General features: G+C 32.3%; 23 protein-coding genes. 3 read left to right on the top strand and 20 right to left on the bottom strand.

Features of this window, described 5'->3' with window-relative positions; all coding sequences use genetic code 11:
• Both B3J44_RS09540 and B3J44_RS09535 read left to right on the top strand, forming a co-directional pair.
• Positions 1–2,352, top strand: a 2,352-nt coding sequence (locus tag B3J44_RS09540) for a SusC/RagA family TonB-linked outer membrane protein (protein WP_286968068.1), incomplete at its 5' end; no start/stop codon positions are given.
• 18 nt (positions 2,353–2,370) lie between these two features.
• Positions 2,371–3,951, top strand: coding sequence for a RagB/SusD family nutrient uptake outer membrane protein (locus B3J44_RS09535; protein WP_286968066.1), 1,581 nt, complete (start codon positions 2,371–2,373; stop codon positions 3,949–3,951).
• A gap of 67 nt (positions 3,952–4,018) precedes the next feature.
• Here B3J44_RS09535 and B3J44_RS09530 read toward each other — a convergent pair whose 3' ends face one another.
• From B3J44_RS09530 to B3J44_RS09435, 20 genes are all read right to left on the bottom strand, one after another.
• On the bottom strand, positions 4,019–5,275 hold the full coding sequence (locus tag B3J44_RS09530; RefSeq protein WP_198855023.1) for a murein hydrolase activator EnvC family protein: 1,257 nt from the start codon (positions 5,273–5,275) through the stop codon (positions 4,019–4,021).
• A 24-nt stretch (positions 5,276–5,299) separates the two neighbouring features.
• Entirely contained in the window at positions 5,300–6,079 is a 780-nt protein-coding gene (locus B3J44_RS09525; protein WP_286968063.1) for a DUF4292 domain-containing protein, read from the bottom strand.
• Between the two features lie 12 nt (positions 6,080–6,091).
• The gene (locus B3J44_RS09520; RefSeq protein ID WP_286968061.1) at positions 6,092–7,444 is read right to left on the bottom strand and encodes a tetratricopeptide repeat protein; all 1,353 of its coding nucleotides are present in this window, start codon (positions 7,442–7,444) and stop codon (positions 6,092–6,094) included.
• A gap of 46 nt (positions 7,445–7,490) precedes the next feature.
• Positions 7,491–8,507, bottom strand: a complete 1,017-nt coding sequence (locus B3J44_RS09515; RefSeq protein WP_286968060.1) for a sugar phosphate nucleotidyltransferase — start codon at positions 8,505–8,507, stop codon at positions 7,491–7,493.
• Between the two features lie 60 nt (positions 8,508–8,567).
• On the bottom strand, positions 8,568–9,002 hold the full coding sequence (gene dut, locus B3J44_RS09510) for a dUTP diphosphatase (RefSeq protein ID WP_198855027.1): 435 nt from the start codon (positions 9,000–9,002) through the stop codon (positions 8,568–8,570).
• 27 nt (positions 9,003–9,029) lie between these two features.
• Entirely contained in the window at positions 9,030–10,490 is a 1,461-nt protein-coding gene (locus B3J44_RS09505; protein WP_286968057.1) for a lipopolysaccharide biosynthesis protein, read from the bottom strand.
• 95 nt (positions 10,491–10,585) lie between these two features.
• On the bottom strand, positions 10,586–11,032 hold the full coding sequence (locus tag B3J44_RS09500) for a GNAT family N-acetyltransferase (protein WP_286968055.1): 447 nt from the start codon (positions 11,030–11,032) through the stop codon (positions 10,586–10,588).
• 662 nt (positions 11,033–11,694) lie between these two features.
• Entirely contained in the window at positions 11,695–12,555 is an 861-nt protein-coding gene (atpG, locus tag B3J44_RS09495; RefSeq protein ID WP_286968053.1) for an ATP synthase F1 subunit gamma, read from the bottom strand.
• A gap of 88 nt (positions 12,556–12,643) precedes the next feature.
• Complete coding sequence (gene atpA, locus B3J44_RS09490; protein ID WP_111368389.1) at positions 12,644–14,221, bottom strand: F0F1 ATP synthase subunit alpha; 1,578 nt, start codon at positions 14,219–14,221, stop codon at positions 12,644–12,646.
• Between the two features lie 27 nt (positions 14,222–14,248).
• Positions 14,249–15,781 (bottom strand): hypothetical protein, encoded by a 1,533-nt coding sequence (locus tag B3J44_RS09485; protein ID WP_198855031.1) that lies wholly within the window; start codon positions 15,779–15,781, stop codon positions 14,249–14,251.
• A 9-nt stretch (positions 15,782–15,790) separates the two neighbouring features.
• Positions 15,791–16,327, bottom strand: a complete 537-nt coding sequence (gene atpH, locus B3J44_RS09480; RefSeq protein WP_286968049.1) for an ATP synthase F1 subunit delta — start codon at positions 16,325–16,327, stop codon at positions 15,791–15,793.
• A gap of 4 nt (positions 16,328–16,331) precedes the next feature.
• A complete protein-coding gene (locus tag B3J44_RS09475) occupies positions 16,332–16,832 on the bottom strand; it encodes a F0F1 ATP synthase subunit B (RefSeq protein ID WP_198855033.1) in 501 nt (166 codons plus the stop codon).
• Positions 16,833–16,922: 90 nt separating this feature from the next.
• The gene (atpE, locus tag B3J44_RS09470; protein ID WP_008465835.1) at positions 16,923–17,120 is read right to left on the bottom strand and encodes an ATP synthase F0 subunit C; all 198 of its coding nucleotides are present in this window, start codon (positions 17,118–17,120) and stop codon (positions 16,923–16,925) included.
• A 34-nt stretch (positions 17,121–17,154) separates the two neighbouring features.
• A complete protein-coding gene (gene atpB / locus B3J44_RS09465; protein ID WP_198855034.1) occupies positions 17,155–18,330 on the bottom strand; it encodes a F0F1 ATP synthase subunit A in 1,176 nt (391 codons plus the stop codon).
• Positions 18,331–18,448: 118 nt separating this feature from the next.
• Complete coding sequence (locus B3J44_RS09460) at positions 18,449–18,841, bottom strand: hypothetical protein (RefSeq protein ID WP_286968039.1); 393 nt, start codon at positions 18,839–18,841, stop codon at positions 18,449–18,451.
• 58 nt (positions 18,842–18,899) lie between these two features.
• On the bottom strand, positions 18,900–19,127 hold the full coding sequence (locus B3J44_RS09455) for an AtpZ/AtpI family protein (RefSeq protein WP_095930601.1): 228 nt from the start codon (positions 19,125–19,127) through the stop codon (positions 18,900–18,902).
• Positions 19,105–19,506 (bottom strand): bactofilin family protein, encoded by a 402-nt coding sequence (locus B3J44_RS09450; protein WP_286968037.1) that lies wholly within the window; start codon positions 19,504–19,506, stop codon positions 19,105–19,107. Before B3J44_RS09450 ends, B3J44_RS09455 begins: the two co-directional genes overlap by 23 nt.
• Positions 19,507–19,518: 12 nt before the next feature.
• Positions 19,519–22,128 (bottom strand): tetratricopeptide repeat protein, encoded by a 2,610-nt coding sequence (locus B3J44_RS09445; protein WP_286968035.1) that lies wholly within the window; start codon positions 22,126–22,128, stop codon positions 19,519–19,521.
• 90 nt (positions 22,129–22,218) lie between these two features.
• Positions 22,219–22,914, bottom strand: coding sequence for an ABC transporter ATP-binding protein (locus B3J44_RS09440; protein ID WP_278019983.1), 696 nt, complete (start codon positions 22,912–22,914; stop codon positions 22,219–22,221).
• A gap of 38 nt (positions 22,915–22,952) precedes the next feature.
• The gene (locus B3J44_RS09435; RefSeq protein WP_286968033.1) at positions 22,953–24,413 is read right to left on the bottom strand and encodes a DUF5687 family protein; all 1,461 of its coding nucleotides are present in this window, start codon (positions 24,411–24,413) and stop codon (positions 22,953–22,955) included.
• A 128-nt stretch (positions 24,414–24,541) separates the two neighbouring features.
• Between B3J44_RS09435 and B3J44_RS09430 the strand changes: the two genes are divergently transcribed.
• Positions 24,542–25,314: FAD-binding oxidoreductase (locus B3J44_RS09430; RefSeq protein ID WP_286968031.1), on the top strand; the 773-nt coding region annotated here is incomplete at its 3' end.

The following is a 25,314-nucleotide window of genomic DNA, read 5'->3' as shown; positions in this document are numbered from 1 at the left end:
GCTATTTACGGATCAAGAGGTGCAAATGGTGTTATCCTTATTACAACAAAAAGAGGAAAACAAGGACAAAACAATTTAGAAATTGTTGGTACACAAGGAATCTCCACTCCTACTCGACTGCCTAAAACTTTAAATAGAGATAGTTTTATCAGTTTTATAAACAACGCCTATACGTATTCTACAGGAAAGCCGGTTTATTCTGCTACAAATCCTGCCCCAAACATCAATACAGATTGGCAAGATGAAATAATTCAGAATATGGCGCTTATGCAAAACTATTCTTTGTCTTTTAGCGGTGGAAAAGAAAATACAACTTACCTTCTTTCTGGAAACATTTTTTCGCAAGATGGAATTGTAGAAGCTTCTGGCTTTAAAAAATTGACTGTCAGAACTAATTTAAATCACGAATACAAACCTTGGCTTACCGTTGGAACACATTTACAGGTTGGCCGCTCGCAGAGAGATATTCGAGATAATCCAACTGGAGATATCTTTCGATACGGATGGCCAACCATACCTGTAAAAAATCCAGATGGAAGCTGGTATTATGCTACAGAAGATCCTGCCGTAAGTTCTTATTTTGAAGGAACTTGGAATCCTGTTTCGGAGGCATCAGAAATGACAAACGAAATTTCTACAGATCGTATTCTTGGAGATGTGTATGCGCATTTTAAACTTGCAAAAAATTTAACCTTTAAAACCAATTATGGTGTCGATATTTCTAATGAAAAACAATATGAATACTACACTTCTAAATCTACAGCTGGAATTGGGTCTGGAAGCACAGGAACTGGTGGACAATATTATAGAAGACAAAGTTCTCAACTTACTGATAATATTTTAAGCTATTCTAACATCTGGAAAGATAAACACAGTCTTACTGCAACAGCAGTTTATTCATGGCAAGAATATGTTTATGAAGATTTGGGTGTTAAAGGATCTGGTTTTCAAAATGATGCTACAGGAGCAAATGATATTACGTACGCCGATAGAGGAAGTATAACCAATTCTTCTAACAAATATTCGAGCAAATTAATTTCTTGGACGGCAAGGACTTCATATGCTTATAATGAAAAATATCTTATAACATTAACAGGACGTTATGACGGATCATCTCGCTTTGGAACCAACAATAAATGGGGATTTTTCCCTTCTTTGGGATTGGGCTGGAATGTTGATAAAGAAAACTTTCTTAAAAATAGTAATGTCATTTCTGCTTTAAAGCTTAGAGCGAGTTATGGTGTTACCGGTAATCAAGAAATTGGCAATTATCAATCTCTTTCTAAACTTGTTAAAGCAAATTATGTTTACGAAAATAATCCAATTTTAGGATTTGTAGAGACAATTGGAAATCCAGATCTAAAATGGGAGCGTAACATTCAGTACAATGCCGGTATCGATTTAAGTTTATGGAAAAGATTTGATTTGAATTTAGATTTTTATCAGAGACAAACCTCAGATCTTTTATACAACGTTCCTATTCCTACAACTTCTGGTTATTCTAGTATGCTTCAGAATATTGGCGAAGTCAAAAACGTTGGTATCGAAGTCACTGCAAGAGTAAAAGTAATAGATTCTGATTTTAAATGGGAGATCGGCGGTAATATTTCTAAAAACAAAAATGAAATTGTGAGCCTTTATGGAGATGTAAGCCGCATAAATGTTGGAAGTTCTTCTGCGGGAATTGCTAAATATCTAATTGTAGGACAGCCTGTAAATAGTGTTTGGGCGAGAGAATCTGCCGGTATTATTAAAACTCAGGAACAATTAACAGCTTATCAGCAAATACGTCCTACTGCGCAACTTGGAGAAGAAATGTATGTGGACAAAAACAACGATAAAATCATCAACAATGATGATTATGTAAATATCGGAACAACTTCACCCGATTTCTTTTACGGGATATCAACTAATCTAAGTTATAAAAACCTGACATTAGATATTTACGGACAAGGTGCAACAGGTCTGGCTTCTGATGAAGATAACAACTATATGATTTATGGAGAAAATCAAATTCAGAACAGAAATTATATTCCTACTCAGTATGCTTATGACAGAATGTGGAGCCCAGAAAACCCTTCTGGAAATTTCCCTAGAGCTGGTGCAAAAGATGTATATCTATCAAATAGAACAAATGGTGACTGGAATTATTTTGTAGTTAAAAATATAAAACTAGCCTACAATTTATCTAAAGTAATCAAAAACGCTGATTGGGTAAAACAATTAAACGTGTATGTGAATGCGCAAAACTTTATCAATATTGCAAATCACAGAGGATATAATCCTGAAAGCGGAAATGTAACATCTCCATACGTAAAAACAATGCTTATTGGATTTACTGCTAAATTTTAATTCTAAAAATCAATACTCATGAAAATTCTAAAATATATCTTTTCAGGTTGTGCAATACTATTTTTTTCACAGTGCACTGATTTAGCAGAAGAACCTTATACTTTCCTGTCTCCAAGCAATTATTATAAAAATGCTGACGAATTGAATACTGCATTGGTTGGTGTTTATGATGGCTATCAAAATGGATTTAATGGTTATTACAAATATATCATGTACTTGGAAGTCTTAACTGAATTTGGTTCTCCCGCGTACGCTAAAGATGATGCACAACTCTGGAATGTTTGGTCAGATATGAACAATGCTGATAAAATGGTAATTACAAATTGGGACGATGCCTACAACATTATCAATAGAGCAAATTTAGTTATTGGCAGAGGTGCAGATATTGAAATGGATGAAACTCTAAAAAAGCGATATTTTGCAGAAGCTCGTTTTATAAGAGCCGCAACATACTACAATCTAGTACGCATGTACGGAGGTGTTCCGATTCCTGAAACTTTTACAGAAGGATTAAAAAACCTTGCAATTCCACGAAAAACAACGGAGGAAACTTATGCCTATATTATTTCTGATCTAGAATATGCCGAAGAAAATTTGCCTCTAAAATCTAATTATCCAAGCGATAATATTTGGAGAGCTTCAAAAGGAGCTGCACAAGCTTTGCTTGGAGATTTATACCTAACCCGAGGCAGTATGACTGGAGACAGAACTTTTTTCCAAAAGTCTAAAGATTACACTGCAAAAGTTATTCAATCGGGTCAATATGATTTACAGGCCGACTTTAAAGATCTATGGTTTTGGTGGAACATTAACAACAAAAACGGAATTGAATCTGTGTTTGAATTACAGTTTGGAGGTGTCGAAAATGAATACAACAACAACCACGTAATGTTTGGCGTAAACATAACCGAAACAACATTGGGTTGCTATATGTATCATCGATTTGGTCCTTCAATACAGCATTATCTTTCATATAGTGATAATGATGCTAGAAAAGAAGGCAGTTTTTTAACGAAGGCAAATGTTACTGAAAAAGGAAATCCAAGTCATATTTTACAAACCATCGAATTTGTTCCAGCCGACAAAGGTTTCTTTCCTGGATCTAAAGGATGGAAAACAGCTTCGCCAGGAAATCTGAAATTTTATGACCGAACCGAAAGTTCGGCCACACTAAAAAAACCTCAAGCAAATTCTTATGCCATTCGTTATGCCGATGTATTGCTAGATTATGCTGAAGCAGAAAATGAAATTAACGGTCCTGCTGCAGCTTATGCATACGTAAATAGAGTGCGAAATAGAGCTAAGCTTCCAGATCTAACTCCAGGTTTAAGTAAAGAACAATTTGCTGATGCCATTTACAAAGAAAGAGGATGGGAATTTGTTGGAGAAGGGTTATTATTTTTTGACGAATTAAGAACCAATCGAATTGGAAAAAACGTTGCCGATCATGTTAAATATGGAAATGATAACGGAATTAACATGTATGTAAACAATCCTTTGCAATTTGTTCCTTCCAAAAATTTCTTATTCAAAATTCCACGATATGATTTAGATTCTAATCCTGCTCTAGTTCAAAATCCTGATAACGTAAGTAATTAAAAACAAAAAATCCTTTCTATCTTTAGCGATAGAAAGGATTTTTTTTAGGTTTAAATCTAGAATAAGTTTATCTGCTTTGCAGCCATCCTTCTGGATTATTATTTGATGTGTTTTGTAGAATCAAGAATTTGATGATTGTTTTTCCTGTATCACCACTTGTTCTAACTTTTCCAATATTTTGTTTAATCGTCACTTTATCTCCCTGACTAACAGAAACTGAACTTAAATTTTGATATACCGTGAAAAAGTCTCCGTGCTGAATTACAACTGCTTTATTCACTGGCGATAAAACGATAACCTTAGAAACTTCTCCCGCAAATACTGCTCTCGCGTTTGCACCGTCTTCTGTTGTAATCTCAACTCCAGAATTATGAACTGTAATTGAAGGGTGCAGTGGGTGTGGCTGATCTCCATAGCCAAGAGAAATAAATCCTTTCTCTACAGGCCAAGGCAATCTTCCTCTGTTTGCTTTAAAATCTGCTGCCAGAACTTTATCTTCAGGAGTCATGACAATTTTAGAAGAAGAAACTGGTGCCGTTTTTGTTTCGGTCGAACCTGGATTTGCTTTTGCTCTTTCTGCAGCTGCTTTTCTGTTTGCTTCCGCAATAGCTTCACGAATTAAACGGTCAATTTGTTTATCAATACGCTTAGATTCATTTTGTTTTGATCGAATATCAGCAGCAATTTTATTTTTATCTTTTTTAAGGGCATTAACTAATTTTTGCTGTTCTTTTTTCTCTACTTCAAGCGTAATTTTTTCTTTTTGATTCTCGGCTATAATCTTCTTTTTTACCTGTCTTTGTCCATCAAGTTTTGCGTTAAAATCAACTAACTGAGCTGTTTTTGACTGAATTTCAAGACCTTGATTTTTTCTAAAAGTAGTATATTGTTTTAAATATTGTGCCCTTTTGTAAGCTTGCAAGAAACTTTCAGATGATAAAATAAACATCGCACGGCTTTGCTCAGATCGGCTTTTGTATGATTTTAAAATCATTTCTGCATAATCTTCCTTTAGAACTTTTAGTTCTTTTTTAAGTTTATTTACCTGAACCTGATTAATATACATGTCATTACTAATCAGTTTTTCTTGTTTTGCCGTAGTATTAATTAATTTCTCTTTTAGCTTAATTTTGTTCGCCTGAATTAAATATTCATTCACAGCAGATTTCTCTTGTTTTCGAACAGACTGAAGCATCTTTTCGTTATCTCTGATTTCCTGCTGAATTTGAGCTTTACGCTGCTCCAGTTTTTCTTGCTGAGAATCTTGCGCCCATACAAATGTAGTGGCACAAACTAAAACTAGACTTAGGAGAAATTTTGGCATGTTTATCTTTTTATTTTTGCAAATTTACTTAATTGTAACTTTTTTATAACCGCTTGGTACACTATACGGAAAAGAAAGTTCTTCATTAAATGAAATATTGTTGTAATTCAAGTTAATACTTGTCTTGCCTTTTGGCTGAACTGCATTGATTTCTATACTCGTAGGCAATGTTCCCTGATCAAAATTTTTAGCTTCTGAATAGGCAATTTGCAATGTTCTGTTTTCTGATGGTTGAGAAATCTCTTCTTTCTGAATTAAATATTTTTCTCCATCTAAGAAAAAGGTTTTCTTTATGTTGGCATCTTTATCTTCATCTAATCTGAATAGATTTTCTACAATAGTTTGCGTATATTTTCCTTTTCTTAAATCATCAAAAGCTTCTCCAATCAATAGATTTTGAACTTTGGTATAATCTAAATCTGTTCCAAGCCATTTGCTCAAACTTGTAAAATCTCCTTCATAATAAGTACTATTAATTTTTTCATAATAACTTACTGCCGAAGGTGTTATCAAAGCTTTTGCCATTGTAATTCCTAAGAAACGAACGCTTATTAGAATCTGTTTGTCTTTTTCAATTCTGATTTCTGCCGTAACATTTTGGCTTTGTTTTTCATCAGCATATCTTGCGCTCGCTTTTATGTATAAAGTAGAAAAATCTAACTTGTTGTCGTAATGTTTTTCGATTACTTTTTTGTCTTCTTTTGGCGCAATTGTCTGGCTTGTATTTCCTTTCACTGCTACTGCTTTCGTTTTACAAGAAATTACAGCAATAGATAATGCTAGTATTGATATATATTTTTTCATTTGAATTCTCTTTTATTTTTTCTTCTTTAATACTTCATTTGCTTTCAAAAAGTATTCCTCTTTTTTCTTTGCATCTCCCAATCCATTATATGCCTCTCCTAACTGAATATTAAAATTTGATTCTAATTTTACGTCATCAACCACATAATCAAGACCCATTTCTAAGACGGTTTTTGCATTTTTAAACTGTTTCAACTGATTGCTTCCTAAACCTGCATAGTAATAAAACTGTGGTTGACTTGGGTAAACTTCAATCAGCATCATAGCCCTTTTGGTCATTGGTTCATACTGCTTAACTTGAGAATATGCCTCCAATAATAACATATTGGTCTCAAGGTCAGTATCTGAATGACTCTTTAAATCTTTTTCATAATATTTAATGGCGTTCTCAAATTGTCCTTTACTATGATAAAACTTTCCAATTTCTTTGGCAACATCAACATCTTTATCGTTGTCAAAATAAGAAATGGCTTTTTCTAAATCGGCAGAATACTGTGGGTTTTTATTTACATAAATCAAAAATTCATTCAAAGTTCTATGTTTGATTTTTGAATCGATTTTTGAGCTTGCTAAAATCATATTCATCGATTTTATAGCTTTATCTGCTTGATTGGCATCCAAATATCCTTTAAATGAACTCACTTGACCCCATTCAGAATTCGGAAGTTCTTTTGCCAATTGTTTTGCTACTTCTAGCGATTTTTCATTTTCATTATTTTTCGAATACAAAAAAATCAGATTTACATAATTTGATTCTTCTTTCGGATTTTTTTTAATCTGTTCCAAAAGATTGTCAATTTCAGCATTTTGATATTTTCCTTGAGATAAAATCTGTGTTTTATAAATTTCACGTTCGGCAGATTTTCCGAACTTATCATTCATTTCATTTATCGCCGTCAATGCCTTGTCATATTGATTGGTAATCATATATAACGAAATCAAATCGTCTTTATATTCTTCGTCAAAAACAATAATTTTTTGAATAATTTCAATTGCTAAAGGATAGTTTTTGGTTTCGTAACTTACATCATAAATTCCAAGCCAAAACCATTTGTTTTTAGGATCAAGCTGTGTTGCTTTTTCAAAAGCATCTTGTGCATTCTGATATTGTTTAAGCGACAAATAGTTTTTTCCTAATTCAAAATAAGCAACTGCATCATTGGGTTTAAGTTTTATACATTTTTCCAATGATACAATAGCTTTATCATAATTTTCAATTCCTTTTTGTTTTAATGATTCATAAAATGAGTCCTGATATTCGTCTGTTGCCATAGCAATATCTTCGGGTTCTGTCTGTGCAAAAACCGAAAATGATGTGCTGAATAAAGCAAAAAACAATATTGTAAAAACTCCTTTTTTAATCATTTCTAAAAATTACATTTTAAACAAAACGAAACTTTGCTAATTTATTTTATTCTAAAACAGCATAATCTCCAATACTAATACTTGTAAATTTACCATCGTAACTCACATGGTTTCCGATCATTGCATTATCAAGATTAGCATTTTTAATTTGAGAATATGTTTGTATCAAACTGTCTTTAATTGTGCTGTCTGTTACGTGACATCCTTTTCCAAGAGAAACATTTGGACCAATTGTAGCATTCTTCAAAACTACATTTTCGCCAATATAACATGGAGGAATAATAGTTGAATTTTCTAGCGTCACACCATAATCTACTAAATGCTCTCCATCATTATGAAGGAAACCTAACATTCTTGTATTAGTTTCAACTGTAACATCTTTGTTACCGCAATCCATCCATTCGTCTACACTTCCTGTTTTGAAGACTTTTCCGTTTGCCATCATCGCTTTAATACCATCATTAATCTGGTATTCTCCACCATTCTGAATATTATTATCTAAAACATTTTGAAGTTCGTTTCTTAAAATTCCAACTTCTTTAAAATAATAAATTCCGATAACGGCTAAATCGCTAACAAATTCTTTCGGTTTTTCAACCAACTCTATAATTTCATTATTCTGGTTTAGTTTTACAACACCAAAAGCTTCAGGCTGTTCTACTTGTTTCACCCAGATTACAGCATCTGCTTCTGGATCTAATTCAAAATCTGCTCTAATTAAAGTGTCTGCATAAGCAATTACCGCTGGTCCAGAAAGAGATTCTTTAGCACACATAATAGCATGTCCGGTTCCTAGAGGCTGATCTTGGCGATAGATTGAAGCTTTAGCTCCTAATCCTTTAGCTAAATCTTCTAAACTTGTTACAACATCTTCTCCAAAAAAAGCTTCATCTCCTAAGATAAAAGCAACTTCTTCAATTGGTTCTTTTAATATTTTGGCAATATCTTCAACTAAACGGTGTACGATCGATTTTCCCGCAACTGGAATTAACGGTTTTGGAACCGTCAATGTATGAGGCCTCAATCTTGATCCGCGGCCTGCCATTGGCACAATTATCTTCATTTTTTATTTGATTTTATGGGAAGATTAAAAAATCTTCATTGGGTTTGGTCTTTCTTTTTATTATTTCACTCCAGTGCTTCCAAAGCCTCCTTCACCTCTTGATGTTTCAGTAAGTGTTTCAACTTCAATCCATTCAGCTCTTTCGTGTTTTGCAATAATCAACTGCGCAATTCGTTCTCCATTTTCGATTACAAAATCGTCATTAGATAAATTTACTAAAATTACTCCTATTTCTCCTCTGTAATCTGCATCAATAGTTCCTGGCGAATTTAAAACGGTTACCCCTTTTTTTGCTGCCAGACCGCTTCTAGGCCTTACCTGCGCTTCGTAACCAATTGGCAATTCTATAAAAAGTCCTGTTTTTACAATAGTTCTTTCTAAAGGTTTTAACGTAATTGGTTCTATAATATTGGCACGCAAATCCATTCCTGCAGATGCAATTGTTTCGTAATTTGGTAAATCGTGTTGCGATTTATTGATAATTTGAATTTTCATTTTTGAATATAATTTTCTTAAAACGTCTTATTTTCTTTTTAATATTCCTTTTATAGTATCTTTTTCAAAATGGTAAACCATATACATAAAGATTAAAAGAAGTGGAATTCCAACATAATATTTTTCTCTAAATCCGTAAAATGAGATTACTGAAAATACTATTGAAACACCTAAATAAGCACCAATCTTGTTCATATCATAAGGAATCGGATAATATTTATTTCCTAAAACATAAGAAATAAGCATCATACTTCCGTAAGCCGAAATGGTTGCAATTGCAGAGCCATAATAGCTATATTTTGGAATTAAAAGATAATTTAAAATCAAAGTTACAATTGCTCCTACAATAGAAATATAAGCTCCAATTTTTGTTTTATCAGTCAGTTTATACCAAACCGACAAGTTGTTATAAATTCCCAAAAAGAAATTTGCCAAAATAATTAAAGGCACAACTTTCATCGCTTCCCAATACGATTTATTATCTAATAATAAATACTTTAAAAGATCTGCAAAAACAATTACACCTAATAAAATCAATGATCCTAAAATCACAAAATATTTGGTTATAACAGCGTAAGTCTGTGGTGCATTTTCATTTTTAGCATGACTAAAAAAGAATGGCTCAATTCCTAATCTAAAAGCTGTTGCAAAAAGAACCATAAATAATCCTAATTTGTAACAAGCAGAATAAGCTCCAACTTCAGATTTTGCAAGGTTTTCAGGAAGTAAATATCCTAATAGGATTTTATCAAAATGCTCATTTACTGCAAAAGCCAAACCTGCTACCAAAATCGGAAGCCCATATTTCATCATTTTTTTCCACAGTGCAGGATCAAATTTTCGTCCAAGCGAAAGGTAATTTGGGGAAAGCACAATAAAAGTTGCCAAACTTGCCAGAAGATTGGCTATGAAAATATAAGCAATTTGGAAATTTTGCACATATAAATTATCCCAAATAGAGTTCGGATTTGCTTCTGCCAATTTTGGAAGATACATCAGGAAAAATATATTCAGTAATAAGTTTATAACAACATTTCCAATTTTGATTGCCGCATAAACCATAGGTCTCTGATTGGCTCTAAGTTTAGAAAACGGAATTAAAACCAAAGCATCTAAAACTAAAATCCATACCGAATAAGTAATATACTGAACATCGACTTCGGCCAAATTTGCCAATGTATTTCTAAAAATCAAGCCTGCAAAAAGAAATAGAATAGAGGTCCAAAAAATAGAAATAGTAGAAGTAGCAATCACATTTTTCTTATCATCTTCTGCACTGTAAAACCTAAAAAATGCAGTTTCCATTCCGTAAGAAAGAACCACATTAAAGAAAACCATCCAAGACAATACAATCGAAACTTCACCATACTCAGCTGTAGGCAAAATCCCTGTATATAATCTCACTAATAAAAAACTTAGCATTCTTGGTAAAACTGTCGCCAGTCCGTAAATTGCTGTTTGCTTGAATAGATTTTTATATAATCCCAAAATATAATTCTAATAATGTTTATAAGACAAAAATAACCATTTCTTTTGTTTAATGGTGCTTTTGTTGATGCAATAAAGAAAACTTATGATTGTTTTTAGACAGTCATTTTCTTTTCATCTAAAATTTTGACAAAATGAAATCCTTTCGGAGCATAACCCTGATTATAATAAAATCGATGAGCTCCAAAATTTCCTGTAAATGCATCCAAAACTATACTGCTGCAATTCAATTCTATTGCCTTCTTCTCTATATAATCGGTTAACATTTTTCCTATCCCTCTAGATCTAAACTCAGGATTAACAACAAAATTGTCGATTTCTAGATATTTTCCTGTCCAAAGTTTTGTCGCAGACCAACAACCAGTAAGTCCAAGACAAGTATCATTTTCAAATACCGCAATCTGTATATAATTATGCGGAACCATTTCAAAGAGAAATAATTGGTATTTTTCAAGCGAAATATTCGGATACAAAAATCGAATCGTATTTATCTGAGCGACCATATCTTCAATGGTAGTAAGCTCTCGTATTTGTAAAGTCATTGTATAAAAAAGAAATAGAATTCAAAAGTACTTAAAATAAAAACTAAGAAATAGACGTTTAATATTTGAAAAATAAATTAAACTTAATAAAAAAAGAAAAACACAAAACATACTCACACTTAAAACCTTTATATATAGATAATTATAATGTGTTTTTTATCAAAACATGTGAAATATATAAAATTTAATTAAAAATTATGTAACATTTTTTTTACAGTCTTTATTTAAATTTGTTTCAAAGGGAATGAGAAAGCTAGATACAACCCTTATAAAAAAAGAAGCACTGGGACTGATAAAGCTTGTTTGTTCCCATAAAAGACAAAGCATAAGGGATTGATTCAGCTGCAGTAACCCTAAAAAAACAGAGCACTGGGACTAATAAAGCTTGTTTGTTCCCATAAAAGACAAAGCACAGGGATTGATTCTGCTGAAATGTAACCCTTAAAAAAACAGAGCATTGGGATTAATAAAGCTAGTTTGTTCCCATGAAAGACAAAGCACGCAGAGTTATCTGTCTATTTTTATAAAATGGTAGTGATTCTCAACTTAATTGTAATTTGAGAATCACCATTTTATAAAATTATTTTTAAAAAAGAATAAAACTTCCAATAAAAAGAAAAGCCAGCGTTAGCTGGCTTTTCTTTTATATATTATGGAATAAATTATCCATTTAAAGCTTCTGCTCCACCAACGATTTCTAAAATCTCACTTGTAATCGCAGCCTGACGAGCTTTGTTATAAGTTAATTTTAATTGGTTTCTCAATTCAGTAGCATTATCTGTTGCTTTATGCATCGCAGTCATACGTGCTCCATGCTCAGAAGCAAATGAATCACGGATACCTTTGTATAATTGTGTTTTTAAAGACTTAGGAATTAAAGCCAATACAATCTCTTCTTTTCCAGGTTCAAAAATATAATCTCCAGAAGTAGCAGCTGCATCAGTATTAATAGGTGCTAACGGTAAAAACTGTTCTACTTGAACAATCTGAGTCGCAGCGTTTTTGAACTGATTGTAAACCAATTCAATTCTATCGTATTCTCCAGTTAAAAACTTTTGAGTTAAATTATCAGCAATTCCAGCAACATTTTCAAATGTCAAATGATCAAAAATTGCATTATGATGACCGTGAATTTTATGCGTTTTAACTAAAGCATCTCCACCTTTTTTACCAATGGCAAAAACGTCAACTTGCTTTCCAGCATAAAACTCTGTACGGTTTTTAATCTCTTTAATAATATTTGAATTGAAAGCACCACATAAACCTCTGTTTGAAGTTACAGCAACTAACAATACTTTTTTTACTTCACGTTGTGTAGTGTAATCTCCTCCTATTTCACCTTCTAGTGTAGCAGAAAGATCTTGCAATAACTCCGTTAATTTCTCGGCATAAGGACGCATTGCAGTGATTGCATCTTGTGCTTTCTTCAGCTTTGCAGCAGAAACCATTTTCATAGCCGATGTAATTTGCATCGTCGATGAAACGGAAGTAATTCTATTACGGATTTCCTTTAAATTTGCCATCTATTAATTAGAAAATGTGACAATTTTGAAATTAGATAATTAGAATAATGATTACATTTTCTAATTATCTAATTTACCAATTATCTTATTAGTTATATTTTGCTGAAACTTCTTTTGCTGCTTTTTCGATAACGTCAGTAATAGCGTCATCTAATTTTCCAGCTTTCAAAGCATTAAGTGTATCTTTATGTTTGCTGTTTAAGTAAGCTAAGAAATCTGCTTCGAATTCTTTTACTTTATTAACAGGAACATTTCTTAATAAGTTTTTAGAACCAGCGTAGATAATTGCTACTTGGTTTTCAACTGTATAAGGATCATTTAAACCTTGTTTCAAGATCTCAACGTTTCTTTTTCCTTTTTCGATTACGTTTAAAGTAACAGAATCTAAGTCAGAACCGAATTTAGCAAAAGCTTCTAATTCACGGAATTGAGCTTGGTCTAATTTTAAAGTTCCAGAAACTTTTTTCATTGATTTAATTTGAGCATTACCTCCAACACGAGATACAGAGATACCTACGTTAATTGCTGGACGAACCCCAGAGTTGAACAAATCTCCATCAAGGAAAATCTGACCATCTGTAATAGAAATTACGTTTGTTGGGATATATGCAGAAACGTCACCAGCTTGAGTTTCGATAATTGGTAATGCAGTTAATGAACCACCTCCTTTTACGATAGATTTGATAGAATCTGGTAAATCGTTCATGTTTTTAGCGATACCATCATCAGCAATTACTTTACAAGCACGCTCTAATAAACGAGAGTGTAAGTAGAAAACGTCTCCAGGGTAAGCCTCACGTCCCGGTGGTCTTCTTAATAAAAGAGAAACCTCACGGTAAGCAACAGCTTGTTTAGATAAATCATCATAAACAATAAGAGCTGGACGACCAGAATCTCTAAAATATTCTCCAATTGCAGCACCAGCGAATGGAGCGTAAACTTGCATTGGAGCTGGATCAGAAGCATTAGCAGCAACGATAACTGTATAAGCCATTGCTCCTTTTTCTTCTAACATTTTAGCGATTCCTGCTACAGTTGAAGCTTTTTGTCCAATTGCAACATATATACAGAATACAGGTTTTCCTGCATCGTAAAATTCTTTTTGATTTAAGATTGTATCGATACAAACAGTAGATTTACCTGTTTGACGGTCACCGATTACAAGCTCACGCTGTCCACGTCCAACTGGGATCATAGCATCAACCGCTTTTACTCCTGTTTGTAATGGCTCAGTTACTGGCTGACGGAAGATAACTCCAGGTGCTTTTCTTTCTAAAGGCATTTCATATAAGTCTCCACCGATTGGTCCTTTTCCATCAATTGGAAAACCAAGAGTGTTAACTACACGCCCTACCATTTGCTCACCTACTTTAAGAGAAGCAATACGTTGAGTTCTTTTTGCAGTAGATCCTTCCTTAAGTCCAGTTGATGGTCCTAATAATACAACCCCAACATTATCCTCTTCAAGATTCAATACGATACCTTCCATACCGTTATCAAATTCTACTAACTCTCCATATTGTACATTAGATAGCCCGTAAACACGAGCAATACCGTCTCCAACTTGAAGTACTGTTCCTACTTCTTCTAGCGTAGCACCAGATTCAAAACCTTCTACTTGCTTTCTTAATATTGCTGAAATTTCAGCAGGTTTTATTTCCGCCATAATTATTATTTTTACCTACTTTTACTTTTATTTAAAATTAGAATATAAATCAACTAGATTTTTTAAGCCCTCCAAATTGCTGTAGTCAATTTTTTCCAAATCACTACTAGCAACAGAATCTCCTACATATTCTTTTAACTTACTTAAAAATTTATCTTCTTTACCTTTTTTTACTAAAATCTGAAATCCTTTTTCTTGCTTCGGTACTTTAATCACATAAGTGTTTGATGGTATATCTTGATAGATGCTCATCTTATCTGTAACTTGTACTTCTTTAAAATACTTCCAAGATGCTGAAGCTAAAGACACTCCCGCTAAAGCTCCTAAATCAAGAGCTGTATTATCTTTTGGCGCAACATTTTCAATTTTTACCAAAAGAGCTCTGTATTTTGTTTCTGTATTGTCATCATTATAGACACCAAACATTACGTTTTCTTTTGCTTTGAAATTGAATGTTCTTAAATTTCCTTTTTCATTTGGACCAAAAACCGTTACCAGTTTCCCATCACCGCCGCTATCTAAATCTACCATACCATTGCTAGATTTTGGAACAGCGATTCTTTCAAAATCAATAGTTACTTTTCCTTCTGTTTTTTCACCTTTTGGATCAATAGCATATCCTTTTTTATCAAAAATATTAGCTGAATTTTTCTTAGCTTCCTCATATTTAGCCATCTTGTCAGCATTTTGAGCACTTAAAAGTACTTCAGCCTCACTTAAGGTCATAAATTTTTGACCATTTAAATACGAGTTATCTACAACTTCTTTAACTAATCTTTCAGTATCAGCTGCGCTGCTTCTGCTTGTATATTCGAAAGATGGTGCATAAGTAAATGTTTTATTTGACTCAGTCAAAGCTACTACCATTTTTCCTCCTCTGTCAACAGCTTTAACCAAAGATCTTCCACTTAATGACAAAATATCAACATTCAAAACTGGATAAGGAGATGAATCTTGTTTCCAAGAAACAACATATTTTGCTACCACTTTAGACATAAACTCTTTACGCTCTGCATCACTATATTTTGATGTAAAAGCATCTTCAGGAACTTCACCAGAAAAAACCAATTTTTCAGCTGTATGAATTTGGTAATTCAAAGTGGCTAATTGTTTAGCATCAACTTTGCCTGCCTCTTTTACTTTTTCTATTTCTGCTGAAATACTAGGGCGTTCTTCAGCAAAAAAAGCATCAAGATTTTCAATACCTTTTGCAGTGAAAATTGTATACTTTTTAGCAAGAAGCTCTGCTATTGCTTTTTTATAATTTAATGTAAAAGACAATAACTCAAAGTTTACCTCTGTTTTTTTAGACCCATCTAAATTCGTAACCACTAACCAGCTTTTAGAATTTTGAGCATCAATTTTATGTGTTTTCAAATTGGCAACAATCCCTGTCGAACCATCTAATGATGTGTATGTAAATTGTGTACCTGTTTTATCTTTATCGACCTTAGCAATTGCAGTACCGTCAAATAAAATTTTGTTATCATCTTCTTTGATCTTTTGACCAAACGATAGAAATGATATACAGAAAACAAATAAAATTAAAAAATTCCTCATAGGTTAGATTTAGTTTTGGGTTAACTCTCTTTTTAATACTTGTAATCTGTTAGCAACTGAAGCGTTGTACTGATTATCTCCTATTCTTAAAATAAATCCACCAATAATTGAAGGATCTACCACATTTTCAATTGTAATTTTTTTATCTGATAAAGTTGCAACTTTTGCTAAAACTTTAGCTTCTAAAGCAGCGTCCATTGGGATTGCTGTTGTAACTTTCGCTACTTCAACACCATTACTTTCATCAAATAATTTATTGTACTCTAATGCTATTGCATGTAGAATTTCAAATCTTTTGTTTTCGAATAATAAACGGAACAATCCTTTTGTCACTCCATTTACATCTGCAAAAACTTCTAAAAGAGCACCTTCTTTAACTTCAACTGTTGTTGTTGGGTTTTGAATAAATGTACTCAACTCTTCATTAGTCTCAATTACCTTAGCAATTGATTTCATATCGTTATTGACAGCTTCGGCAACACCTTTAGAGTTTGCTAAGTCTAGAATTGCTTTTGCATAACGAATTGCTGCTCTTGTACTTGCCATAATCTTAGTTTAACTTTACGTCACCTAACATTTTCTCAACCAATTTAGTTTGAGATTCTTTGTTAGATAATTCTTCTTTCAATAATTTCTCAGCAATACTTAATGATAGAGAAGAAACTTGAGATTTCAATTCTGCCATTGCAGCATTTTTTTCACTTTCGATAGCAGCTTTAGCTTGTTCAATCATTTTTTGACCAGCTTCTTGCGCTTCGTTTTTAGAATCAGCAATCATTTTCTCTTTCATTTCGCGAGCTTCTTTCAACATCGCGTCACGTTCAGCACGAGCTTCATTCAAAATTCTTTGATTGTCAGCTTGTAAATTTTCCATTTCTCTCTTTGCGTTTTCAGCAGAAAGCAATGCATTTTTAATACCTTCTTCTCTTGCAGTAATAGATTCCATAATTGGTCTCCAAGCAAATTTTACTAAAAGTAAAATCAAAACTACCAAGATTAAAGCTTGCCAGAAGAATAATCCGAATGAAAAATCGTTAATTAACTTATCCATTTTATATAACTATATTAAATATTTAATTTCTTTTTTAAAAGTAACAACATCTTTAACCAACCGTTAAAGATGCTGTTATTTCTCTCTTTATTATTTTCCTAAGATTAAAGCAGCGAATGCTAAACCTTCTAATAAAGCCGCGATAATAATCATCGCAGTTTGAATTTTACCAGCAGCTTCTGGCTGACGAGCAATAGCGTCCATAGCAGATCCACCGATTTTACCTAAACCTAAACCTGCACCGATTACTACTAAACCAGCACCTACTAAAGTTGGAATTGTTCCCATAACTATTTATATATATAAAATTAAACTTCTAAAATTAAATAATCGCAGTTTCATCTTCGTGGTGGTGAGCATGATCATGATCTTGAACTGCCATACCGATAAACAATGATGATAACATTGTAAAGATGAACGCTTGCAAAAACGCAACTAAAATTTCAATAACAGAGATAAACAATGTCAATCCTAGTGAGATTGGCAAATCTGCTGCTAAATTTTTTCCAACAAAAATCATTGCAATCAAACTCATAATTACTACGTGACCTGCAGTAATATTTGCGTACAAACGAATTAATAATGCGAATGGTTTTGTTAATGTTCCTAAAATCTCAATTGGAGCTAAGATAATTTTCATTGGAACTGGTACTCCTGGCATCCAGAAGATGTGACCCCAATAATCTTTATTTGCACTAAATTGAGTAATGATAAATGTAAAGGCTGCTAGACAAACTGTAATAGCAATGTTTCCTGTTACGTTGATTCCTAGCGGAGTCATTCCTAATAAATTCAAGATCCATACAAAGAAAAATACAGTTAATAGGTAACCCATATATTTACGGTATTTTTTCTCTCCAATATTTGGAACTGCAATCTCATCTCTAATGAAAATTACAAGCGGTTCTAAAACTCTACCAAATCCAGTTGGGATTGGTCCTTTTTTATATGATTTTGCTAAACCAGTAAACATTAATAATAATAATACTGATACGAAAAGCATTGAAACAACATTTTTAGTAATAGAAAAATCTAATGGCTTTTCATTTTCTGGATGACCGTGCTCATTAAAAGTAATTGTTCCGGCTGCATCTGTTTTGTAAATTTTACCGTGAACTAATTTGTAGAAGTTTCCATCAACTTCTGCAACTGTTTCTCCAAAGTGGAATTTTGAAGAAGAAAAAACTTTAAGACCACCATCAATTAAAATAACTGGTAATGGAAAACCGTAGTGTTTGTTTTCTTTCTCGTCTTGAAAGAAAACAAAATCGTGAGAATCTTGTAAGTGGTGATCAATAAATGCATCAACTTTTGCCTTTGGATCTAGAGCAACGTGCTCTCCTTCTTCGGGAGCATTATGTGAAACTACTTTCTCTTCGTGAGCAGTTTCAGTTTGTACATGCGTCGAATCATTCTCTTGATTTGCAAAACCCATAATAGGTAGAGAAGCTACAAAAGCTGCAAGAATAAAGCTGAGTGGTTTGTTTGAAATCACCATATCGTGGAAAATCTTATTTTTTTACGTTTCTAAAATTTGGTGCAAAGGTACATTTTTTATTAATATTCAAAAGGATATGAAAAATTATTTTTAAACCTTGTTTTAAAGAATTGTTATTTTAACGCTTTTCATTTAATAATCGGGCAGTTAAAAGCGTCTGAAATAACAAAAACAGCACAAATGTTACAAAAAAACTAATTTTTTCAACATCGCTCTCCCCGGTTTTGTTTTTTAAGATTGGCTGCAAAACTAAATAGGCTAATAACATTTGTGTAAAGGTTCCGAATAAAAACGTCATTCCGACGATTTCAAAATTCTTCTTTTTTACTACTAATAATATAAGGTATAATAAAGACGAAATCGCGAAGAAAGAAAAATACAGTAATTCTAAACTGTAATGAAAGTTCTTCGTACTAATTTCACTAAAGAAAAAAATTGCTTTATGAATAATATAAGTCCCTAAAGCAAGGCCAAACAAATAAAAAAACGGTTTGTAATTTTTTGAAAGCATTTGAAATAATTTTTGTGCAAAGATGCAACTTTTATCTCAAGGCTTTTTTATTTACAAACTACTTTGTTTTATTGATATCATTTACTTGTCGGATTACATTATACAATGCAACTCCAACACCGGCTAATACAAAAATGGTGTTATAATATACTTTGGGGCTTGGATGTTTCTCATCGAGCCAAGTTCCGAAATAAGAGAATACAAAAATGATTACTCCCATTTGAAAGGGAATGTTAATAAATGCCAACCATTTATTTCTCCTATTATTGTTCGGCTCCTTTTCCATCTTCTAACATTATAACTGTGTTTGAATGTGCAAGCATTGTGCAGGTTGCTGTAAAGTCGGCACCTGGTTCTATCGAAAGTTTTCCTACTGCAACTTCTCCATGTATTTGAGCAGTCGATTTAATATTAAGGGTTTCTAGAACTTTTATTTTTCCATGAAACTCTCCTTCTATATCTGCATTGTTACAAATTATTTCTCCTTTAACAACTCCTTTTGCCCCAATCACTATTTTGCCTTGCGAAGTAAAATTTCCAATCAATTCACCATCTAATCTAAAATCGGCTTTAGAGACTATATCTCCTATTATTGATGTTCCTTCAACAATTCTATTTGTTTTTCCTAATTGTTCAGTTCCGTTTTTTTTTACTTTTTCAAACATGGCGGTTAAGATTTAAGGGATTTTTGGGCTAAGATATGTATCTAGATTTTTTTTAATTTGAACAATTTTATAATTGTCATTTGATATAATTATTGCTTGATCTGGGATTTTATATTTCTTATCATCTCTGAAAACTCCAGCAACATCATTTGCATAAGCCTCAGATTTTAAACCATGAATAACTACAAAACTTTCTGTTTTATTGTATTTATCCAAAGATGTTGTCAATCTTTCGTAATTTTCAACTAATAAAAATACTCTAATTGCTTCTTCAATTCTTTTAACCGCCTTTGTATCGTTATTATTAACTCGATACACTATTTTCCAGTTTTTAGTGTCTGTTGTTGTAAAATTAAGTTTCTCTAAAATAGGAACCTGTTTTTCTAGAATTTCTCTTGCATTTTTACCTTCTTCACTATTTGGATAATTATCGGCTACATTCTCAAGTCCTTTTTTATAAGCTTCTAAACCATATACTTTTCCTTGAGCGTTAGCCTTTAGCAATTCGTATTTTGAAACAATATCATCTCCAGAATATTGGTTAATTAGATTGTCAATATTTGCCAAGACTTCGTTAAACTGTTCTTGCTCAAAAAGTTTATACCATTTTTGATATTCTTTGTCTGGACTAGAATTTGGATCTTCTTCTTTATTGTTTAAAATATGAGCATATCTCGAATCTGGATATTTTGAAGATATCTCTGCTTTTATAGCTTCAGCTTTTGCTGGGTTTGTAATTTGATATATTTTGTATAAATTATACATTGATGGCAATACCAATTTTTCTTCAGGGTTATTTTGAAGTAATTGTTCTAGCTTATCGCTTGCCAAATTATATTCTTTAAACTTCTCCTTATATATAAGTCCCAATTGATAGTATGAAAAGTTTCGCTCTTTACCAATGCTATCCATAGCTGTTTGCGAAGTTGGAAGCTGTTTTACATAATAGGCTACAGTATATTTTTCTGGTACAATGGTATCTTTTAATGCGTTAGCAACTTCTTTAGTTGCAATAGAATCATTCATCGCATCATTATTAATGGCTCTCATTCCTGCCAATCTCCAGTTTCCAGCCATAGTTCTGTTACCCCACATTTTTTTAAACTGTAGTTTTCCATAGGCTACGGTTGTAGGGTTATAAAAATAGAATGTACTTGCATTATCATTTCCTCCTGGCGGCACGATTCCTTCTGGTTCCATTGATTTACCTAAAGATTGCGGGTTTACTGCTCCATTTCCTGGAATTCCCGATTGAGAATTTCGATCGATATTGGCTAATCGTTCTTTTTCTTTTTCTTCTAAAAGTCTTTTTTCTTCGTCTTTCTTTTTAAGCTTTGCAATATAGCCTTCAAAATAATCTTTCTTTTCGCTTGGTGGCAAATTGTATACCTTAATAATACTATCGTTGCGTTTTGCGATAGCTTCGTATTTAATTACGTCATCAAGATTTTTTCTGTTTTTTTCTATAAAAGCAAATTCTCTGGTTTTAGGATCCAGTTTTACCAAAGTACTATCATAATACTTTGCTGCCATAGAATAATCTGTGTTTTTAAAATACATGTTTCCAATGTTTCTGTAAGCAGAAGCCATCAAATAGGGATCTTTAGATTTTCTGCCTAAAGATTTATTGTAGAAGAATAATGCATTTTCCTGATCTTTCTTTTTGTCATAATAAACTCCCATTTCATAAAAAAGAACATCATAATAAGGACGATTTTCACGATCAGTCACCAATTTATTAAATGTTTTTAAGAAAATCGTATCATTATCTTTCCCATAATCAAACATTTGTGCTTTTTTCGCGTAAGCGTGCATCATATACTTACGATCTGCTTTTCGGTTTAAATCAATAACAGCATCATAGAAATAAATGGCGCTGTCACGTTTTCCTTCTGCTTGATACATCTGACCAAGTATAAAACGATACCTTGCGCGTTCTTCATTCTTTCTTGTAAATTGTTCTGCAACTCTAAGTCTAGAAACAGCACTGTCTTTTTGTTCCAGATTAATAAAAGCTTCTGCCAAAAGAGCGTTGGCATCAGCATAGGTCTGTTTATCTAAATCTGTTTTTTTAAGTAAAATTTTAATATTCTTAAGAACAATCGCATCGTTTCCTAAACGCATATTGGTTTTTTCGCGCCAGATTTTTGCGGTATAAATATTATTACTTTCTGGATATTTGTATAAAATATAATTGAAAGCCTCAATTGCTGGAATAAAACGCTGGTCGTAATATCTTGCTTGTCCTAGCATAAGATATGCTTCGTCAATCTGCCAGTTTCTTTCTCTTCCTCCAATATTCATGGAGTGTTTCTGAATGGCTTTTGTAGCTTTGGTTTCTGCCTTTTCAAAGTCAGGATTTTTAGTTTTTTCTCCTTCAGAAAAATTTTCATCAAACTGCATTTTTTCAATTGGCAGTATCTTCCAAAAATTATCTTCGTTATTAGCCTGAATTGACTTTAAACCTTTTTCTAGACCAATTCCTCCATTATAAAGAATGTTATATTTTGTCCCAATCGAATGAGAACTTCGAGCCAAAAAAGTATTTTTTTTGGTAGAACAAGCTATCAAAAAGAATAAAAAAACGAGAGTAAAACTATATTTAAGAGTATTCTTTTTCAATAGAAAAGAGTTTAAAACAGATAACTACTAAAAATTGGTTTTAGTATATTCACTTGTAAAAATACGCTTCTTTTTGAAATATAGAAATTCTTACACAGCAAAAAACAATTCTAGTTCTTGTAAGGTCTCTTTTGAGGTCTGAATATCTTTGACAATCTCCCCCTTATTAAGAGCAACAATACGATTACAAACCTCGACAGTATGCTGTAAATCATGGCTTGAAACTAAAACCGTTACGTTTGGATCATCGGCTAATTCTTTGATTATTTTTTTTAGTCGGCTCACCGTTGTTGGATCTAAATTTGCAAAAGGTTCGTCTAAAATTACAACTTCTGGATTTCCAATAAGAGTAGCAATTATTCCCACTTTCTTTTGGTTTCCTTTTGATAAATCACGAAGATATTTTTTATTCTTTAAAATTTCTCCGTTAAAAAATTCCTCGTGCTTCGCCAGCAAAGCATCAATATCTGCCTTATTCTGATTGCGTAAATCTCCGATAAAATAAAAATATTCTTCTGGAGTTAAATATCCGATAAGAAAATTTTCATCTAAAAAAGATCCTGTAAAAGATTTCCAATTTTCGCTTGTATTCACCTGAATATCATTACTTTTTATATATCCCGTTGAAGGTTGGATTAAGTCTAAAAGCAAACTGAAGAAAGTTGTTTTTCCTGCTCCGTTATTTCCTACTAACCCAAAACTTTGTCCTTTTGGAATTTCTAGACTATTAATATTTAAAACTGTTGTTTTGTTATATGTTTTTGAAAGCTGATGTACTTGTATCATGGCAATGTTAGGTTTATTTTCTAATGGCAAATTATCAATTAACTCTTTTGTTTATAAGCACTTATTGTTCTATATTTTTCTCTTTTGTATATCTTTTCTATTAATGAAAACACTTTTTCTTTAAAGATAAAACCCAAGATTCCTACTCCTGCAACTAAGACTAATGCAACCGTTTTATCTGCATAATGCAAACCAAACCAATATAATATCGATGGCAGAAATATTTTTGGTAATGACAATAGCATTGCATTAACATTAAACACTTTCTTATCAGAAAAAGCACCGCCAGCATTACTTAAATCAATTGGCGTTTTGGTAAAAGCGCCACCTAAAAGCACTAAATGAGAATTGACTCCTATATTATAAATTGCTCCAACTACAATAATTAGATAAGTTTCCCAACCATATAAAAGATAAAAAGAAGCAAGTATTGTTGAAATGAAAGTTGCAATTACAACAAGCCACCATTTTGCAGTAATGTAACCTCTATACGGAATATTCTGCGTCATCATTAATTGATAGTATGAACTGTCCCAACTCGGTACAAATTGTCCGAATACAAATAGAAATCCGCCCGAAACGAAAATTCCAGCAAAAATTTGCATAGCAGGCGGCTGGTGCGTGTTTCCGAAAAAAATCAATCCGTAGAATAAAAAGATAACACTCATTACTATAGTGGTTTTGGATCTTTTATTTCTTTTGATGAGTTTAATGTCATTTTTAAGAAAAGTTCCCAAAGTCCCGAACTGATTCAGCCACGAAAGATTTTCTGTAGAAGCAACATCTTGTTTTACAGAAAGTCCTGCATCGAGATACAAATTCTTTTCAAAGTATTTAAAAGTAAAATAATGCAGTGTAATTAATACTAGAATCGGAATCAAAAACAATCCGTCTATTTCATAAAAACCTTGAAAAAATGGCGTTGTAAACTGCGTAATATCAAATAATTGATAATATTGTGCACTTCCTAAAACTATAATCAATAATAGAAAAAGAGCAAATAATCTGTCAATATTGCTCAAAATAATATTTAGGAAATTGTTGATATAAATAATAGACATTACACCCAAATGCCAAAAAATAATCTGAACAACATCATATCCGTTTAAAATTAGAACAACAGTAAATGGAACAAAAAATAAGGCATGTATCCAATTAAAAAAAGATAAAATCGTTTTGCCTAAAGAAAAATGAACAATGGTCGTTTTTTTTAAAGGGAGAACCAGCAAAGGTTTGATATTTAGAACAGGAATTGACTGTAATAACAACCGAATCATTAAATCGGCTAGAAAATAATAAATCAGAAATTTGTTTAAAGTCACCAATGGTTCCAATTTCATTTCTTTAAGCATATAAAATGCTCCAACTCCCATACCAATAAAAATTAAAGAAAAATAGATCATCAAAAAACCTATTACAATTTTCATTGCCAGATTTTTACCGAAAGATGCCGATCTAATAAAAGCCTTCCATTCGAGATAAATAAACTTCTTAATCATGGTTTATGGTTTAAGTATTTTTGTAGTAAGAGCCCAAATGTAGGAAAACGTTACAAAAAAAGTTAAAAAAAATAATTTCGTGCTAAAATTTTAATAGTGGTTTGCTACTTTTGCATAAAAATTCTATCATGCCTTCATTCTTAAAACTTATAATTAAAGAGGTTAAAAGAGAAACTGCAGATGCTGTTTCTATTCTTTTTAATGTTCCTGAAGAACTAAAATCTGACTATAAATTTATAGCGGGTCAATATATAAATTTAAAATTAACTCTTGACAACCAAGAAATTAGACGTGCATATTCTATTTGCTCTGCACCAGACAGCGGCGAATTAAGAATTGCTGTAAAAGCAGTAAAAAATGGTCTTTTTTCTCAGTTTGCCAATACTACATTAAAAGCAGGAGATGTTCTTGAAGTAGGCCAGCCAGAAGGTAAATTTACTTTTGAACCAGATGCTGAAAGACAAAAGAACTATGCGGCATTTGCTGCAGGAAGCGGAATTACTCCGGTTCTTTCTATCATAAAATCAGTTTTAAAGAATGAGCCAAAAAGTTCATTTGTATTGGTTTACGGAAACAAAACTCCTGAAAGTACAATCTTTCATCAAGAGCTTCACGATTTGCAATTGCAATATGTAGGAAGATTTTTTGTGCATAATGTATACAGCCAAGCAAAAGCTGAAAATGCTTTATTTGGTCGAATTGAAAAATCGGCTGTTAATTTTGTTTTAAACAACAAACACAAAGAACTTCAATTTGATAAATTTTTCCTTTGCGGACCAGAAGAAATGATTAATACTGTTTCTAATGTTTTAAAAGAGAAAAATGTAAAAGAATCTGCTATTAAATTTGAGTTGTTTACATCTTCTTCTGAAGAGCACGAAATTCAAGGTTCTCAAGAAGG

Origin of the sequence: Flavobacterium sp. UBA4854 (assembly GCF_002399805.1) — a bacterium.
GTDB lineage: Bacteria > Bacteroidota > Bacteroidia > Flavobacteriales > Flavobacteriaceae > Flavobacterium > Flavobacterium ginsengisoli.
This window is presented reverse-complemented; position numbering and strand designations above follow the sequence as displayed.